This window comes from Pseudomonas piscis, from assembly GCF_009380155.1.
In the GTDB taxonomy this organism is placed as follows: domain Bacteria; phylum Pseudomonadota; class Gammaproteobacteria; order Pseudomonadales; family Pseudomonadaceae; genus Aquipseudomonas; species Aquipseudomonas piscis.
The window spans coordinates 363,773-379,606 of the sequence record NZ_WHUV01000004.1; the positions used below are offsets into that span (position 1 = coordinate 363,773).

At 67.6% G+C, this 15,834-nt stretch carries 18 protein-coding genes; all 18 read right to left on the reverse strand.

Annotated features, from left to right (window positions below; all coding sequences use genetic code 11):
- Positions 1 to 17: 17 nt before the first annotated feature.
- Positions 18 to 1,244: a beta-ketoacyl-ACP synthase gene (locus tag GDH07_RS23560; protein WP_053132454.1), complete on the reverse strand. Its 1,227-nt coding sequence runs from the start codon at positions 1,242 to 1,244 to the stop codon at positions 18 to 20.
- Entirely contained in the window at positions 1,244 to 1,972 is a 729-nt protein-coding gene (gene fabG, locus GDH07_RS23565; RefSeq protein ID WP_022639929.1) for a 3-oxoacyl-ACP reductase FabG, read from the reverse strand. The genes GDH07_RS23560 and fabG overlap by 1 nt, the downstream gene beginning before the upstream one ends.
- Positions 1,969 to 2,442, reverse strand: a complete 474-nt coding sequence (locus GDH07_RS23570; RefSeq protein ID WP_152899062.1) for a hotdog family protein — start codon at positions 2,440 to 2,442, stop codon at positions 1,969 to 1,971. The genes fabG and GDH07_RS23570 overlap by 4 nt, the downstream gene beginning before the upstream one ends.
- Positions 2,439 to 3,635 carry a beta-ketoacyl-[acyl-carrier-protein] synthase family protein gene (locus GDH07_RS23575; RefSeq protein WP_152899063.1) on the reverse strand — a complete coding sequence of 399 codons (1,197 nt, stop codon included), beginning with the start codon at positions 3,633 to 3,635 and terminating at the stop codon, positions 2,439 to 2,441. Before GDH07_RS23575 ends, GDH07_RS23570 begins: the two co-directional genes overlap by 4 nt.
- Positions 3,632 to 4,117 (reverse strand): DUF3261 domain-containing protein, encoded by a 486-nt coding sequence (locus tag GDH07_RS23580; RefSeq protein WP_085595618.1) that lies wholly within the window; start codon positions 4,115 to 4,117, stop codon positions 3,632 to 3,634. Before GDH07_RS23580 ends, GDH07_RS23575 begins: the two co-directional genes overlap by 4 nt.
- The gene (locus tag GDH07_RS23585; RefSeq protein WP_152899064.1) at positions 4,114 to 4,875 is read right to left on the reverse strand and encodes a class I SAM-dependent methyltransferase; all 762 of its coding nucleotides are present in this window, start codon (positions 4,873 to 4,875) and stop codon (positions 4,114 to 4,116) included. The genes GDH07_RS23580 and GDH07_RS23585 overlap by 4 nt, the downstream gene beginning before the upstream one ends.
- A gap of 143 nt (positions 4,876 to 5,018) precedes the next feature.
- Entirely contained in the window at positions 5,019 to 7,358 is a 2,340-nt protein-coding gene (locus GDH07_RS23590; RefSeq protein WP_152899065.1) for an MMPL family transporter, read from the reverse strand.
- On the reverse strand, positions 7,342 to 7,953 hold the full coding sequence (locus GDH07_RS23595; RefSeq protein WP_152899066.1) for an outer membrane lipoprotein carrier protein LolA: 612 nt from the start codon (positions 7,951 to 7,953) through the stop codon (positions 7,342 to 7,344). The genes GDH07_RS23590 and GDH07_RS23595 overlap by 17 nt, the downstream gene beginning before the upstream one ends.
- Positions 7,950 to 8,375, reverse strand: a complete 426-nt coding sequence (locus GDH07_RS23600) for an acyl-CoA thioesterase (RefSeq protein ID WP_022639936.1) — start codon at positions 8,373 to 8,375, stop codon at positions 7,950 to 7,952. Before GDH07_RS23600 ends, GDH07_RS23595 begins: the two co-directional genes overlap by 4 nt.
- Positions 8,368 to 9,912 carry an HAL/PAL/TAL family ammonia-lyase gene (locus GDH07_RS23605; protein ID WP_152899067.1) on the reverse strand — a complete coding sequence of 515 codons (1,545 nt, stop codon included), beginning with the start codon at positions 9,910 to 9,912 and terminating at the stop codon, positions 8,368 to 8,370. Before GDH07_RS23605 ends, GDH07_RS23600 begins: the two co-directional genes overlap by 8 nt.
- Positions 9,893 to 10,840 carry a lysophospholipid acyltransferase family protein gene (locus GDH07_RS23610; protein WP_152899068.1) on the reverse strand — a complete coding sequence of 316 codons (948 nt, stop codon included), beginning with the start codon at positions 10,838 to 10,840 and terminating at the stop codon, positions 9,893 to 9,895. Before GDH07_RS23610 ends, GDH07_RS23605 begins: the two co-directional genes overlap by 20 nt.
- Positions 10,837 to 11,571 (reverse strand): glycosyltransferase family 2 protein, encoded by a 735-nt coding sequence (locus GDH07_RS23615; RefSeq protein ID WP_053132941.1) that lies wholly within the window; start codon positions 11,569 to 11,571, stop codon positions 10,837 to 10,839. The genes GDH07_RS23610 and GDH07_RS23615 overlap by 4 nt, the downstream gene beginning before the upstream one ends.
- A 19-nt stretch (positions 11,572 to 11,590) precedes the next feature.
- Complete coding sequence (locus GDH07_RS23620) at positions 11,591 to 13,264, reverse strand: ApeI family dehydratase (protein ID WP_152899070.1); 1,674 nt, start codon at positions 13,262 to 13,264, stop codon at positions 11,591 to 11,593.
- Complete coding sequence (locus GDH07_RS23625; RefSeq protein ID WP_152899071.1) at positions 13,261 to 13,806, reverse strand: COG4648 family protein; 546 nt, start codon at positions 13,804 to 13,806, stop codon at positions 13,261 to 13,263. The genes GDH07_RS23620 and GDH07_RS23625 overlap by 4 nt, the downstream gene beginning before the upstream one ends.
- Positions 13,803 to 14,057, reverse strand: a complete 255-nt coding sequence (locus tag GDH07_RS23630) for an acyl carrier protein (RefSeq protein ID WP_022640293.1) — start codon at positions 14,055 to 14,057, stop codon at positions 13,803 to 13,805. The genes GDH07_RS23625 and GDH07_RS23630 overlap by 4 nt, the downstream gene beginning before the upstream one ends.
- Before the next feature lie 9 nt (positions 14,058 to 14,066).
- A complete protein-coding gene (locus tag GDH07_RS23635; protein WP_022640294.1) occupies positions 14,067 to 14,339 on the reverse strand; it encodes a phosphopantetheine-binding protein in 273 nt (90 codons plus the stop codon).
- Positions 14,308 to 15,129 (reverse strand): lysophospholipid acyltransferase family protein, encoded by an 822-nt coding sequence (locus GDH07_RS23640; RefSeq protein ID WP_152899072.1) that lies wholly within the window; start codon positions 15,127 to 15,129, stop codon positions 14,308 to 14,310. The genes GDH07_RS23635 and GDH07_RS23640 overlap by 32 nt, the downstream gene beginning before the upstream one ends.
- Positions 15,105 to 15,827 (reverse strand): beta-ketoacyl synthase chain length factor, encoded by a 723-nt coding sequence (locus tag GDH07_RS23645; RefSeq protein ID WP_343038324.1) that lies wholly within the window; start codon positions 15,825 to 15,827, stop codon positions 15,105 to 15,107. Before GDH07_RS23645 ends, GDH07_RS23640 begins: the two co-directional genes overlap by 25 nt.
- Positions 15,828 to 15,834 lie beyond the last annotated feature (7 nt).

The following is a 15,834-nucleotide window of genomic DNA, read 5'->3' on the forward strand; positions in this document are numbered from 1 at the left end:
CCAGGAGGGGGCAAGGGTCAGGACCAGCGGCGGAAGATCAACGAGGTGTTGACGCCGCCGAAGGCGAAGTTGTTGTTCATCACGTATTCGTGGCTCATGGCACGCAAACCGCCTTGCAGGTAGTCCAGCTCGCCGCAGCGAGGGTCGACCCGGTCCAGGTTGCAGGTGTGCACGTAGAGGTCGCGCTTGAGCATCTCGATGCTGAACCAGGACTCCAGGGCCCCGCAGGCGCCCAGGGTGTGGCCGAGGAAACTCTTTTGCGAGCTGATGGGCATGCGGTTGCCGAACAGGCTGCTGGTGGCCTGGGTCTCGGCGATGTCGCCCTGTTCGGTGGCGGTGCCATGGCCGTTGACGTAGCCGATGGCGGCGGGCGCCAGGGCCGCGTCTTCCAGCGCCAGCTCCATGGCCCGGCGCATGGTGGCCTGCTCGGGACGAGTGGTGTGCTGGCCGTCGGCGTTGCTGCCGAAACCGACGATTTCCGCGTGGATCCGCGCTCCCCGGGCCAGGGCGTGCTCCAGCTCTTCCAGGACCAGCATGCCGCCGCCTTCGCCGATCACCAGGCCGTCGCGATCGCAATCGTAGGGCCGCGGGCTGCTGTGGGGCGCGTCGTTCTTCAAGCTGGTGGCATACAGCGCATCGAACACCATGGCTTCGGTGGGGCACAGCTCCTCGGCGCCCCCGGCGAGCATCATCGGCAGGCGGCCGAACTTGATCGCCTCGTAGGCATAACCGACGCCCTGGCTGCCGCTGGTACAGGCGCTGGAGGTGGGGATCAGGCGCCCGGTGAGGCCGAAGAAGATGCTGATATTGGCCGCAGTGGTGTGGGGCATCATGCGCACGTAGGAGTTGGCGTTGAGCCCTTCGGCCACCGAGTTCAGCAGCATGTTGCCGAAGGCCTTGATCTCCTCGGTGCTGCCGGTGGACGAGCCGCAGGCCACGCCCATGCGCCCATCCTTGATCGAGGGATCGCCCAGCAGCCCGGCGTCGGCCAGGGCCTGTTCGGCGGCCGCGACCGCCAACCGCGAGACCCGGCCCATGCTGCGCAGCTGCTTGCGGGTCCAGTGCCCGGGCACCTGGAAATCGTCGATGGGGCCGGCCAGGCGGGTGTTGAGCTCGCTGAACCTGTCCCACTCGTCCATCCGCCGGATGCCGCTGCGATTGGCCGCGAAGCGCTCGACCAGGCTGTCCCAGTCGTTGCCCAGGGCGGTGATGCCGGCCATGCCGGTGACGACCACGCGCTTCATCAGCACAAGCCCCCGTTGACCGCCAGCACCTGGCGGGTGATGTAGGCGGCTTCGGCGGACATCAGGAAATTCACCGCGCTGGCGACCTCCTCTGGGGTGCCCATGCGCTGCGCCGGAATCATTTTCAGCAGTTCTTCCACTGGCACGTTCTCATCCAGCATGGCGGTGTCGATCAGGCCCGGGGCCACGCAGTTGACGGTGATCTTGCGCTTGCCCAACTCGATGGCCAGGGCCTTGGCAGCGCCGATCAGGCCGGCCTTGGAGGCACTGTAGTTGACCTGGCCACGGTTGCCGATCAGCCCCGAGACCGAGGTGATACAGATGATTCGCCCCGCTGCGCGGCGCCGGATCATCGGCATCATCACGGGATGCAGGACGTTGTAGAAACCGTCGAGGTTGGTGCGCAGCACCTGGTCCCAGTCTTCCTCGCCCAGGGCCGGGAAGGCGCCGTCGCGGGTCAGGCCGGCATTGAGCACCACGCCATAGTAGGCACCATGGGTTTGGACATCGGCTTCCAGGGCCGCCTTGCAGGCCGCGCGGTCGGCGACATCGAATTGCAGGATGCGGGCGGTACGGCCCAGGGCCTGGACCTCGGCCTGGACGGCTTCGGCTTCGGTACGGCCGGTGCGGCAATGCAGCACCAGGTCATAACCGGCCTGGGCCAGGCGCAGGGCGATGGCGCGGCCGATGCCACGGCTGGAGCCAGTGACCAGTACGGAGTCAGTCATGACGGGGTTCCTTTGGAAGAATCGGCGGTTTCATGCAGGTAGTCGGCGGCCCGGGGCGGGCGATAGACGTTCAGGCGTGCACTGGCGGCGATGCCCGGGCCGCTCAGGTGGCACTCGAACACGCCCATGCCGTTGTCGTCCTCCAGGGAGCGCAGCGCATGGATTTCCAGCACGCTGCCGGCGGGGAAGCACTCGACATTGCATTGGAACTTGCGAGTGCCCAGCAAGAAGCCCAGCTCCGCTGGCTGGCCTTGCTGGCGGGCACGGCAACCGGCGTAGGCGGCGACGCTCTGGGCCATCAGCTCGACGCCGACCCAGGCTGGCAGACTGCCGTCGGGCCGGTTGAACAGGCCGCCGGGGCGAACCTGGAGGCGGGTGCGCACTTGCTCTTCATCGAAGGCCAGGACCTGGTCGATGAGGATCATGTCGCCGGCGTGGGGCAGCAGTTCGGCGAGCGACCAGTCAATCATGGGGCGTCTCCGATAATCAGGCTGACGTTGTTGCCGCCGAAGGCGAAGGAATTGCTCATCAGGCGGCGGGGTGAGCGGGGCTCCAGGCGGTCGGCGGCGGTGACCCAGTGCAGCCCTGGCAGCGCTGGATCGGCCTGGCCATCCCAGACATGGGGCGGCAAGGCTCCACCCGGGTTGTCGGCACCCAGGGCCAGCCAGCAGAACGCTGCTTCCAGGGCCCCGGCGGCGCCCAGGGTATGGCCACTCATGGGCTTGGTCGAGGAGCAGGGCACGCCCTCGGGGAACAGCCCGGCCACCGCCAGGCTTTCCATGGCGTCGTTGTGCTGGGTGGCGGTGCCGTGCAGGTTCAGGTAGGCGATCTGCCGGGCTTGCAGCCGGGCGCTGCGCAACGCCAGCTCCATGGCTTGCAGGGCGCCACGGCCGTCGGGGGCCGGCGCGGAGATATGGTAGGCATCGGAACTGGCGCCACCGCCGAGCAGGGCGATGGAAGGGCCGGTGCCGGGTTCCCGGGTCATCAGGAACAGCACCGCGGCCTCACCGATATTGATGCCGTCGCGATTGCGCGAAAACGGATTGCAACGCTGGCCGGAGACCGCCTCCAGGGCCGAGAAACCATTGAGGGTCAGCTTGCACAGGCTGTCGACCCCACCGCACAGCACCGCGTCGCAGATCCCCAGGTCCAGCAGGCGTCGGGCGCTGAGCAGGGCCCGGGCGCTGGAGGTACAGGCGGTGGAGATCACGTAGGCCGGCCCGCTCAATTGCAGCCACTGGGCGAGGAAGTTGGCCGGGGCGCCGAGCTCCTGCTGGCGATAGTTGTAGTCCGCCGGGAACCGCCGGTCCCGCAGGTAGCCGGCGAGGCCGCGGCTGGCCTCGTCGATCCCCGAGGTGCTGGTGCCCAGGACCACGCCGACCCGGCCATGGCCGTAGCGCTCGATGGCCCGGTGGATGTCGTCCTCGATCTGCAGCGTGGCCTCCAGCAGCAGCTGGTTGTTGCGGCTGCCATGGACCTGCTGGCCCGGTGGCAGGCTGGCCAGGGGCCCCCGCACCGCGGCCACCGGCAACGTGCGTTCGGGTACCCAGCCGCTTTCTGCGCGCATGCCCGAGCAGTCGCCGGCAAACAGGCTGCGGGCGACTTCCGGGCGATTGCCGCCCAGGGCGCAGATCAGCCCGAGGGCGTTGAGGTAGGCGGTCATGGAGTGGCCTCGGTGGTCAGCGCCGTGACGTGATAGTGCGGGCCTTGGGGCAGTTGCACGGTGAAATCCAGTGTTTGTCGATAAGTGACCTGCCAGCGTTGGCCAAGGGCCCGGCGCTGGTCTTGGGTTTGAGCGCCGGGGTAGCTGGCTGGCAATTCGGCCGCCGGGGTCAAGGCGAACAGCAGGGCGGCGAACAGCTCCCTGGCCTCGGGATTGGGCGGCAGCAGGCCATCGGCTTGCCATTGGCCATCCACCAGGCGTTGGCGGGCCTGGGGAATGCCCAGGGGATCCATCAGCGACCAGCGCAGTCCCGGACCTTCAGCCTGCAGCACCAGCAGCCAATCCTGGCGCTGGCCCTGGCTTTGGCGCTGGATATGCAGTTGCAGTGGCAGGTCCAGCGCGGGCGCGCGTTGCGGCAGTGGCGCCTGGCTGGCGCAGGCGCTCAGCAGCAGGACACAACCGAGCAGCAGGGCACGGATCATGAGGCTCGACCTTGCCCGGTACCCGGCGCCGCCATGGGCTTGCGAGCCACCACGTTGACCAGGGTTTCCTCGCGCTGGCCCACCGGTGGCGGTTGACGCAGGCCAAGGCGCTCCAGCAGGCCGAAGTCCTTGGCGCGGCTCCACCACAGGTACGGATAGGACACATTGTCCTCGGAGAACTCGAAGCCTTGCTGGCGAATCATCTGCAAATACTCGGTGGCGCTTTTCTGCACGTGCATGGGGTGGCGGAACAGCCAGCGGATCACCCAGGTATCGATATAGGCCTGGGTGGATTCGGCGAACATCAGGTAGCCGCCGGGCTTGAGCACACGATAGAACTCGGCGAGGGCTTTTTCCTGTTCCACCAGGTGATGGAAGGTCTGGTGGCAGAACAACAGGTCGACGCTGGCGTCGTCCAGCTTCAGGGTCGCGCAGTCGCTGCCGATCAGCTCCACCTCCCATTGCTGGCGCCGGGCTTCCTCGGCGCTGAGCGTGAGGCTGTGGGGGTCGGCATCGATGCCGATCAGGCGCTGGGGAGCGAACACCTGGCGCAAGTGCTGGAACGACTTGCCCTGGCCGCAGCCGGCGTCCAGCAGTACCGGAGCATGCGGCGGCTCGTCGTCGAACAGCGAACGCAAATCGTTGATCGCTACTCGCAACACATGGTGCTGCCAGGTATGGCTGCGCAGGAACCAGAAGCCGAAGCGGGTTTCCTCGACGTAGCTGTCGCTCAGGTAGGGCGAGGCCTGGCCGGTCATGGGCGAACCCTCGCATCGGCTGCCGGAGGGACGCTGGCGCTTTGCGCCAGCAGGCGACATTCCATTTCAATTGTTGGCATTGGGGCTCCTTGCCGCTGCGGCGGGATTCTGGTTCGGGTAGGCCATGCTGGCCGACGGCCGGCTCACGGTGCTGGCTCCGCTGGCGCAGCGGGGTGCGGTTCATGGCCGGCCCAGGGGGCGAGGATGAAACTGAAAGCCAGGCCGAGGCTGACGGCCAGGCCGAAATTGCTTACCGCCGGGGTGCTGGAGATGGCCAGCAGGCCGAACGACAGCCAGGTGGTCAGCGCCGCCAGCAGGGTGCCCAGCAGGCTCACGGCCGCGCCGCCGATCCGCTCGCGCATGAGGATCGCGTAGTCGACGCTGATGGCGGTCACCAGCAGCAGGCCGAACAGGCTGAACAGCGTCAGTGGCTGTCCCAGCCAACCGAGGCTGGCCAGGCTGCACAGGGCCGCCAGCAGCGGCAGGGCCACCAGGCGCAAGGCCCCGCCGAGACCGAAGGGCAGGATCAGCACCAGCACGATCAGCACGCAGGAGGCCAGCTTGAGTTCGGCGGCGCTGACCTGGGTGGCGGCAAAGACCTGGTTCAGCTCGCCCAGGCGATCCACCAGCTGGATGCCCGGCAGGTCGCCGGACTGGACCCGCAGCAAGGCCGCGTCGTTCAGGCCCTGCAAGCTGACCAGGGCGGCCACGCCCTGGGCATTGGTCCCGAGCCAGAGTGGCCGGAAGGGTTCGGCCAGCGGCCCTGCCAGCGCGCTGTCGATGTCTGCCAGGGGCAACTCCTGCAATTGCTTGAGTTCGGCCTGCAGCGCCTGCTCGGGCACGCCCAGCGCCAGCAGTGGCTGCCAGTATTCGGGCAGGCGCTCGAGGGCCGCGCGGACCTGGCGTTGCTGCGCTGGCTGGCTGAGCAACTGGTTGAGCGACAGATAGCCCTTGAGCTTGCCCAGGCCCACCAGGGGTTGCAGGCGCTCGTCCAGGAGGTCGAGGCGTTCCAGCAGTTGTTGCTGGTCGGCTGCGCGCACCAGGAAGAACTGGCTGGTGGGCTGGTAGCCGGTGATCCGGGCGATGGCCTGGGCCTCTTGCAGCAACTGGGGCGGTGCGCCGACCCACTGGCGGATATCGTTCTTGCTGTCGAGCTGCCACAGGCCCGCCGCGCAAAACAGCCCCAGCAGCCCCAGTAGCACCGGGCTCGGCACCCGTGCCAGCAGGGCGCTGCGCAGCCGCAGCAAGCTGGCGGCGACCCGCAGTGGCCACTGCGCCGGACGCAGCTCGACCTTGCGCAGCAGCGCCGGCAGCAGGCACACGGCTGCCAGGTAGGCGCCCAGCAGGCCAGCGGCGGAGAACACGGCGATCTGGGTCAGGGCCGGGAATGGCGTCCAGGCCAGGGCCAGGTAGCCGATGCAACTGGTGGCCAGGCTCAGGCTCAGGCCCGGCAGGGTCAGGCGCAGGGCCGGCCAGCTGCGCCAGGGCTTGAGGCTCCAGCTCTTGGACAGGTAGTGCAGCGGATAGTCCACGGCCACGCCGATCAGGCTTGAGCCCAGCACCAGGGTCATGACGTGCATGTGCCCGAACAGGGCGACGCAGGCCACGGCACCGAACAGCATGCCCACCAGCACCGGGACGAAGGCCAGCAAGGCGTGCCAGCGGCGAAAGGCCAGGAGCAGCAGCGCCAGGATGCCCAGGGTCGCGCCTCCGCCGACCCAGGAGATCTCCCGGGAGGCCTGTTGCTGGCCGCTGGCGGCATACAGCAAGCCACTGGCCGCCAGTAGCTGTCCTTGCTGTTGAGTGGCGTGTTCGCGGCTGTGCTGCAGCAGCCCGGCCACCTGCAACGGCAATTGCAGGTCGAAGGCATTGCCGGCGGTATGGGCCCGCAGCAGCACCCAGTGCTTGCCGTCGGCCTCGGCCAGCAGCGCGCCGCTGCCGATGTCCAGTTGCACGCTGGCGTGTTGTGGCTGGTTGGCCTGGATTCGCCCGGTCAGCCCCAGCCAGTCATCCTGGCTGGGCACCAGGGTGAAGCCGGCAAAGGGATCGAACAGGCTCTGCACCCGTTGCTGGATGAAGGCCTGGGGCTGTTCGAGCAACTGCTGGCGATCCTTGGCCGAGAGCATCGCCAGGCGACCCTGCAACAGTTGCTTGCGCAAGGCCGGCAGGTCGGCCTGCAGGGTCCACTGGACCTTGTCGAACAGGCCGCTGGCCTGCCACTGCCCGGCCAGCTCGCGAGCCAGGTCCAGCGCCTGCTGGCGTTGGGCGTGGCCCACCAGGACCAGGATCTCGCGGTTCAACGGTTCCTGCATGCGCTGTTCGGCCTGCAACTCCAGGGCGTCCGGAGCCGTGCCTGGCACCAGTTCCATGAGGTCGGCCGACAAGGGCGCGCCGTGGCGCCACTGCCAGGCGGCAGTGGCCAGGACCAGGGCCAGCAGGATCAGGAAGAGGCGTGGCAACCAGCGCTCACTCGGCAAAGTCATGGCGTTCCAGGTCGCTCAGGGGTTGATTGCTGGTGCTGTCCTGCATGATCAACAACGTGCGGTCGCCCTGGGTTTCCAGCAGCTCGATGCGTTGCACCAGGGCGCCGCCGTCGATGTCGATCCGGGTGAAGATCTGCTGGAGCAGCAGTGAACGCGGCAGCAGTTGCAGGTGCCAGTCTTGCGCGGTGCCTTGCAGGCGCAGTTCGAAGTCCCGCTGCAGGCCGCTGCTGTCGCCTTGCAGCACGGCCAGGAACAGGCGGTTGTGCTCGGCGCCGGCGCTCTTGCCCGGCAGCATCTGCCAGCCCTCGGCATCGCGGCGGGCGATGCCCTTGGGCGTGATGCGGTAGTCCTGTTGCAACGGGGTCTGCAACAGCCACAGCAGGCCATGCTGGCGGGCCAGGACGAACTGGCCCTTGCTGGTCAGTGGCTGGGGCAGGGCCCGCAGGTGTTTTTCCTGGATGAAACGACCATGGATCACTTCGGGGCGCGACAGCTGCTCGCTCAATCGCTGCAGGTCGAAGTCCTGGGCCTGGGTCATGGGCGGCACAGCCAGCAGGAGCAGGCAGGCCAGCAGCAAGCGTTTACAGAGGGTCATGGCAACAGGCGCTCCACGGCGTCGGTGAAGATCTTGGGCGAGGCCAGCTGCATTTCGCGGCTGGCGATTGCCACGGCCACTTGTACCGAGCTGGCGCGGGTCAGGCGCTCGCCCGTGGCCAGGTCGGTGATCAGGTAGTTGATCTTCAGGCGGTTCTCCCATTCCACCAGGCTGGCGCGCACGTTCAGGGTCTGGCCGAACACTGCGCCACGTACATAGCGCAGTTGCAGGTCGATCACCGGCCAGGCGTAGCCGGAGTCGCGCATTTGCTCATAGTTGTGGCCAAGCCTGTCGAGCAGTGCGCAGCGGGCGACCTCCAGGTACTTGACGTAATGTCCGTGCCAGACCACGTGCATGGTGTCGACATCGAAGAACGGCACCAGGATCTGGGTATCGACGTAGATCGCTCCCTGGCTACGCATGCAACCTCCAGTGTTGTTCGGCGATACGTTGCAGGCACAGGCGCAGTTCGCCCTCCAGGGCGCGGTCCTCGATCACCGGTGGAAAATCCTCGGCCAGTTGCGCGCGCATGGCCGCCAGGGCCGCCGGCAAGGCTCGGGCGTCGGCTTCGCGGCTGCGCAGCCAGACGCCCTGGTTGGCGGCCAGCAGGGTCGCGGCGGCCACTTGTTCGGTGAGCTCCAGCACGCGCAGCGCATCGCGGGCGGCAATGGTGCCCATGCTCACCTTGTCCTGGTTGTGGCACTCGGTGGAGCGCGAGAACACGCTGGCCGGCAGGGTGTTCTTCAAGGCTTCGGCGGTCCAGGCGCTGGCGCCGATCTGCACCGCCTTGAAGCCATGGTTGAGCATTGCCCGTTCAGCCGTCGCGCCGGACAGGTTGCTCGGCAGGCCGTGGTTGTAGCGCACGTCCACCAGCAGTGCCAGTTGCCGGTCCAGCAGGTCGGCGACGTTGGCCACCAGGTTCTTCAGGCTATCCATGGCGAAGGCGATGTGCCCGCCATAGAAGTGCCCGCCGTGGAGCACCCGCTCGGCCTCGGCGTCGATGATCGGGTTGTCGTTGGCGCTGTTGAGCTCGGTTTCGATGAACGAGCGCAACCAGCCCAGGCTGTCGGCCAGCACTCCCAGTACATGGGGCGCGCAGCGCAGGGAGTAGCGGTCCTGGAGACGATGCAGGGGCGCGGTGGGGGCGTCGATCGCCAGGTCCTGGCGCAGCCAGGCGGCAACCTGGGTCTGGCCTGGATGGGGCTTGGCGGCGAACAGGCGTTCGTCGAAGTGCTCAGGGTTGCCTTGCAGGGCCACCACGTTCAGGGCCGTGATCCGCGTCGCCAGGCGCAGTAGGTAGTCGGCGCGGGCGAAGGCCAGGCAGGCCAGGCCAGTCATCACCGCGGTGCCGTTCATCAGCGCCAGGGCCTCCTTGGGCCGTAGCACCAGGGGCTGCCAACCCAGCTCGCGGTGTACGTCGGCCGACTCGCGGCGTTCGCCGCGGAACAGCACCTGGCGCTCCCCGGACAGGGTGGCGGCCACGTAGGACAGCGGCGTCAGGTCGCCACTGGCGCCCACCGAGCCTTCCTGGGGGATCAGCGGCAGGATGTCCAGGTCGAGGAAGGCTTGCAGGCGTTCCAGCAACTCCACGCGCACTCCGGACATGCCGTGGCACAGCGACTGCAGGCGCGCCGCGAGCACCGCCCGGGTCGCCTGGGGTTCGAGCAACTGGCCCAGGCCGCAGCCGTGGAAGGTGTACAGGTGCCGGGGCAGCTCCTCGACATGCTCCAGTGGCACCGCCACCACGCAGGAGTCGCCGTAACCTGTGGTCACGCCGTAGATCACCCCTTCCTTGTCCAGCAGGGAGTCGAGGAACTGCGCGCCCTTGGCGATACGCTGGCGCCAGGCCGCATCGGCTTGCAGGCGCGCTAGCGCCTGGCGGTTGGCCAGGGCCAGCACGTCCTCGATGCGCAAGGGATGTTCGCCGAAGGTGACCGGCTCAGGAGTCGAGGTTGTCATCGGTTTTCCAGAATGGGTAGAAGTTGAACCACTGTTGCGGGGCTTGCAGGCAGTAATGGCCCAGGCGCTCGGCATAGCGCGTGGCCCATTGGGCGATCACTTGCTGGCGGTCGCTGCGCTTCCACTGCACGGCCTCGGCGAAAGGTTCGAGGATCACTCGGTAGCGCCCCTGCTGCTTGAGGCAGAGCAACAGGTTGACCGGGCACTTGAGCAGCCCGGCCAGCAGCCAGGGCCCCTGGGGAAAGGCCGCCGGCTGGCCGAGGAAATCCACCTGCACGTTGCGCCCGCCATGCAGCGGCACTCGGTCGCCGGCGATCGCCAGCCACTCGCCGCGCTCCAGGCGCTGGCTCAGTTGCAGCATGATCGCCGGGTCCAGCTCACTGACCTGGACCAGCCGCAGGTTGCTGGCCCCGGCCTCGCCCAGCAGGCGGTTGAAGCGTTCGGCGTGCCGGGTATGCACCAGCACGTTCATGGTCACCTGCTCGCCGAGTTCGGCCAGGGCCCGGCAGACTTCCAGGTTGCCCAGGTGGGCGCCCACCAGCAGTTGTCCGCGTTCGCCGCGCAGTTGCTGGCGCAGGCCTGCCGGGTCGAGGATCTCGATCTGTTCCAGGCGCAGCTTGCCGTTCCACACATCGAGCTTGTCCAGCAGGGCCTCGGCGAAGGCCATGAACTGGCCGAATACCCGGCGCTGGCTGGGCAGCAGGTCTTCGCGCTGGTGGAAGCGGGCCAAGCGCAGCTGGTATTGCCAGATGCTGCGGCGGGCGCTGCGGCCAAACAGGAAGAAGTACAGGACGATGGCGTACAGCAGCGGGCTCAGCACCCGGCGGCCCAGGGTCCGTACGCCGAAGGCGGTGAGTTTCATCAGCCAGAAGCTGCCGCGTTCGCGGCGTTCGGCCCAATGCCTGTTGGAGGAGGGCTCGAGGTTCATGTGCGCCACCGCCGCCAGAGAATCAGAGGCAGGCGCGCGAGCATGCCGAAGAACAGCTTGGCGTGCATCCCGGAAATCAGGGCGTTGTCGTGCCACAGGCGAAAGTGCGACAGGCCGTCCTGGGGATAGTGGACCCGGGTCGGCAGCCAGAGCATGGCCTGGTTGCGCCAGGACAGGCGCACGAGGATTTCCGGGTCGAAGTCCATGCGCCGGCCCAGGGCCACTGAATCGACCAGGGCCAGGGTGGGTGCCAGGGGATAGACCCGGAAACCGCACATGGAGTCCGGGATCTGCAACGACAGGCTGTTGATCCACACCCAGACATGGGTCAGGTAGCGGGCATAGAGGCGGCCCTTGGGCACGCTGGCGTCGTACTGTGGATAACCGCAGACCAGGGCCTGGGGCGACTGGCGCGAACAGTGGATGAAGTTATCCACAGCGCTCAGGTCGTGCTGGCCGTCGGCGTCCACTTGCAGGGCATGGCTGAAGCCCAGGCGTGCGGCCTCCCGCAGGCCGGCCATGACCGCGCCGCCCTTGCCCTGGTTGACCGCCAGGCGCACCAGGAACACTTGCTCGCGCTCGGCCAGGCGTTGCAGCACGCTGGCGCATCCGGGGCTGCTGGCGTCGTCCACCAGGATGCAGGGCAGGCCCTGTTCCCGCAGGGCGTCGACCACCGCCGGCACGGCGCCTTCGTGGTTGTAGACCGGGATCACCGCGCAAGGGTTATGCACAGGCGCCTGGCTGGGCAACTTATCCACAGCTGTCCTCCAGCAGGATACGGCCGCTGGAACAGGCAGCCCCGGCATTGAGGTAGGCGAAGTACAGCTTCTGGCGCTGGGTGTCGAAGCGCAGGTTCAACTGGATGCGATCGCCGGGGCGTATCAGTTGCTGGAACTTCAGCACTTCCATCCCGGCGAAACGGCCCGGCAGTTCCAGCAGGCGCTGGCCGAGGGCCAGGGCCCAGTCCACCTGCACCACCCCGGGAAGGATCGGCGCCTGGGGAAAGTGCCCGCTGAAATAGGCCAGGTCCGGGGGGATCGCCAGTTGCAGCTGCCACTCGTCGTCCTGCTGCAATTGGGCCAGGACTTCCGGCTCCCGCGGGCGCGGTGCCTGGAGCAGGGCCTGGACCTGGGCCTGGGGCAGCTTGCCCTGGGCGGTGAGCGGCAACTGGCGCAGCAGGCGCCAGCGCCGGGGCAGGGCCAGGGCCTCGCAATGCTGGGCCAGGTGCTGGCGCAAGGCCTGGACCAGGTGGCGCCGGCCCTGGTTGCGCAGTACATGCAGGCCGGCTTCGTCGAGCACCAGCAGGGCGCCCAGGTAGGCACGGTTCTCCTCGATCACCCCAAGGCGGGCCTCGGCGACCCAGGCGTGGCTTTCCAGGGCCTGCTCCAGCATGGGCAGGGAGATGCGTTTTTCTTCCAGCTTGACGATGCGGTCCAGGCGCCCCAGCAGTTCGAAGCGACCGTCGGTGGTGATCCGCGCGGCATCGGCACTGTGTTCCACGTGTCCGGCCGGCAGGTAGGGCGAGGCGATCAACAGCGCGCCGTCGGCATCCTGGCCCAGTTGCACATCGGCGAAGGGTTGCCACAGTGTCGCGCCCTGGCGCCAGGCGATCCCGCCGGTCTCGGAGCTGCCGAGGATCTCCGTGGGCCATTGCCCCAGGCGCTGCTGCAAGCTCGCGGCGGCGGGCGCGGGCAAGGCGCCGCCGGAAGAAAATACCCGCCGGACCTGGCTCAGGGCCGGCCAGTCGAGGTTGTCGCCCATGCGCTTGAGCAGTGCCGGGCTGGCCACCCAGGCGAATGCCGGGCATTCGCGGCTGGCCCGTTGCAGGTCTTCGGGGAACGCCAGTTGGCGCCGCAGGAACGGGCGACCGGCGCACAGCGGCCAGAGCACCCGGAACAGCAGGCCATAGATGTGCTGGGTGGCGACGCTGCCGATGATCCAGGCCGGGCCCAGGTCGTGGCCCCAGAGCTGCTCCAGGGCCTGTACTTCATTGGCCAGCTGGCGCAGTCGCTTGTCGATGCGCTTGGGTTCGCCGCTGGAACCGGAGGTGCACAGGCTCAGGCGGCAGGTGTCCAGGTCCAGTTCGGCCGCCGCCAGGGGGCCGGTCGCGGTTGCCGGCAGTGGCGGGTCCTGGTCGGTCAGCCACAAGTCGACCTCCGTCGCCCAGCGCTGGCGGGTCTGGGCTTGCAGATCGGCGGGCAGCAGCACGCTGGCCCCGGCACGCCAGGCTCCGAGCAGGGCCACCGCCAGTTCCACGGCATCTTCCAGGTGGATCGCCACGCGCTCGACGTGCAGCTCCCGGAGGGTCGCGGCCAGGCCAAGGGCCCGGGCCTGCAGGGCCGCAAGGTCGATATCGGGATGGGCACCGGCCAACCGTGGCCCTTGTGTCTCGAGCAAGAGCTGCTCAAGGGGAATCCAGTTCATCTACGGCCTCTTACCCGTTGGCGCAACAGCCATTCGATGGCGAACAGCAAGCCCATCAGCCCGTAGGCGATCAGGCCGTTGTACAGCATCCACCAGTCCAGCGGCGCCCAGAGTGTCAGCGCAGCGGCGATCAGGCCATTGCAGAGGAAGAACAGACTCCAGGCGATAGTCACCTGGCGGGTGTAGCGTATGGCCTGTGGCGGCAGCTCCGGCTCGCTGAGGCGGGCCAGGCGCTCGGCCACTGGCGGGCCGTACTTGAGGCTCAGGCCGAACACCCCCAGCATGCAGGCGCTGATCAGCACCGGGTACCAGCGCAGCAGCCCCGGGCGGTCGAACCAGGCCAGCAACAGGCAGAAGACGAGCGCGGCACCGGCCATCCACAGGCTGCCGGGACGGCGCTCACCGGTCAGTGCCCGAACCAGCCACAGGCTGCCCAGCAACAGGCCGAACTGCCATGGCGCGAAGTGCTCCATGCCGAAGTACACGGCGAAGGGATAAAGCAGGCCGGCCAGCAACAAGCCCAGGCCGATCAGGCGGTTCATGCGGCCGGCTGGACCAGACGATAGACCGCCTCGACCACGTCGTTGACGGTACGCACCGACTTGAACTCCTCGGCGGCGATTTTCTTGCCGGTCTGGCGCTTGATGTGGTCGATCAGGTCGACGGCGTCGATGCTGTCGATTTCCAGGTCCTGGTACAGGTTGGAGTCCAGGCTGATGCTCGACGGCTCCACTTCGAAGAGTTCGACCAGGGCATCGCGCAGGGTATTGAAGATGTCGTCACGGGTTTGCATGGTCGGTTCTCAAGCTGCCTGTTTTGCGCTGACGAAGGCCGCGAGGCTCGCCACGTTGCTGAAGTGATTGCGGGTGTCCTTGGCGTCGGCGTCGATCTTGATGCCGTACTTCTTCTGGATCGCCAGGCCCAGTTCCAGGGCGTCCACCGAGTCCAGGCCGAGGCCTTCGCCGAACAGTGTCTGCTGGTCGCCGATGTCCTGGGCGCTGATGTCTTCCAGGCCCAGGGCATCGATGATCAGCAGTTTGATTTCAAGCATCAGGTCCGGGTGCGTATCGCTCATCTTTGGCGAGCTCCTTGGTGAAATAGTTGTGCAAGTGCTCATTGAGCTTGCGCGAAGTCTGGGGCGCCGGGCCCTGGGCGGCAAAGGTCTGTGGGTCTATATCGGCACCGACATGAAAACTGAAGTGCACCCGGCGTTGCGGGATCCGGTACCAGGGCTCGGCCTTGGTCAGCGTGCTGGGGCTGACCCGGATCACCACTGGAGTGATGAGCTTGGCACCGCGCAGGGCGATCGCCGCGGCTCCCCGATGAAAGGCGGGCGCTGCGCCAGGAAGGGTGCGGGTGCCCTCGGGAAAGACGATCAGCGTCTGGCCTTCGTGCAGAGCCCCGCAGGCGTTCTCGAGCATCTCCAGGCTGCCGTCGTTGCTGATGTACTGGGCCGCGCGCACCGGGCCACGGGTGAAGGGGTTGTTCCACAGGCTGTCCTTGACCACGCAGTTGGCGTCGCGCACCAGGCCGATCAGGAACACCACGTCGATCAGCGACGGGTGGTTGGCGATGATCATCTGGCCCGGGCGCCCCAGTTGCCCGGCGCCCTGGACCTCGTAGGTGAGTACGCCGCACCTGGCCATCCAGCGGATGAACAGCCAGAACAGCCGGCTGATGGTCTTGCGCGCCCGCAACCGCTGGCGCAGGGCATCCCCGGGCAGGCAGGCCAGCAGCGGGAAGATCACCAGGCGCAGGCACAAACCACCTATTCCGAACACTGCAAAGCTCAGCGCCGTGGCCACCAGGCGCCAGTAATAGGCATCGCGCCCCTTGGTCTTCACTGGTTGCGTTGCCAGGTCCATGTGCGATTCATCCAGGCATGTTGGCAATAAGGTTGCGGCCCGAGCAGGGTACGCAACAGGTTCAGGGCGTGGGGCCATTGGGTTGGAGCCTGGGGCCGGCTGCCGGTGCCATCCAGGGACAGTTGCCATTCCTCGCCGGGGGTCAGCAGCAGGCCCAGGGCATAGGGAAAGGGCACATCGTCGATCCAGTCGGCGTAGGCCTGGGGTGGCTGCTCCTCGGTGATCACCAGCAGTACGTGGGACGCGCCGTCGGCCAACAGCGCCGCAGCTTCCAGCATGCCGTGCTCCAGGCCGTCCCCGGCCGCAGCCAGGGCGGTCATCTCGCTGGTCTCGCCCCGCATGATGGACCACAGGCCGATCACCGCGTTGTGCACCGAGAGACTGAACTGGGTGGGCGACAACGGTTGCTCGGCGGCCAGGTCGCTGAGTATCTCCAGGGTTCGCGGGGTTTCGCCATGGCGGGAAATGAACACCAGGGGCAGGTGCTCGAGGCCCTCGGCCAGGGGCCAGCCAACGCTGAAGGCCATGCGGGCCAGGCGACTGAGGCGACGGCGCTGCATGGCGGGCAGGAAGGAAACGTCCGGAGCGCTATCGCTGCTGGCCGGCAGGGCCGGCTGCTGGCACCAGGCCTGCCAGGCGTCCACGCCCTCGAGCCCAGGGGCCCACGCACGCCATTGAGCGATATTGAACTTGATCACTTGGTTT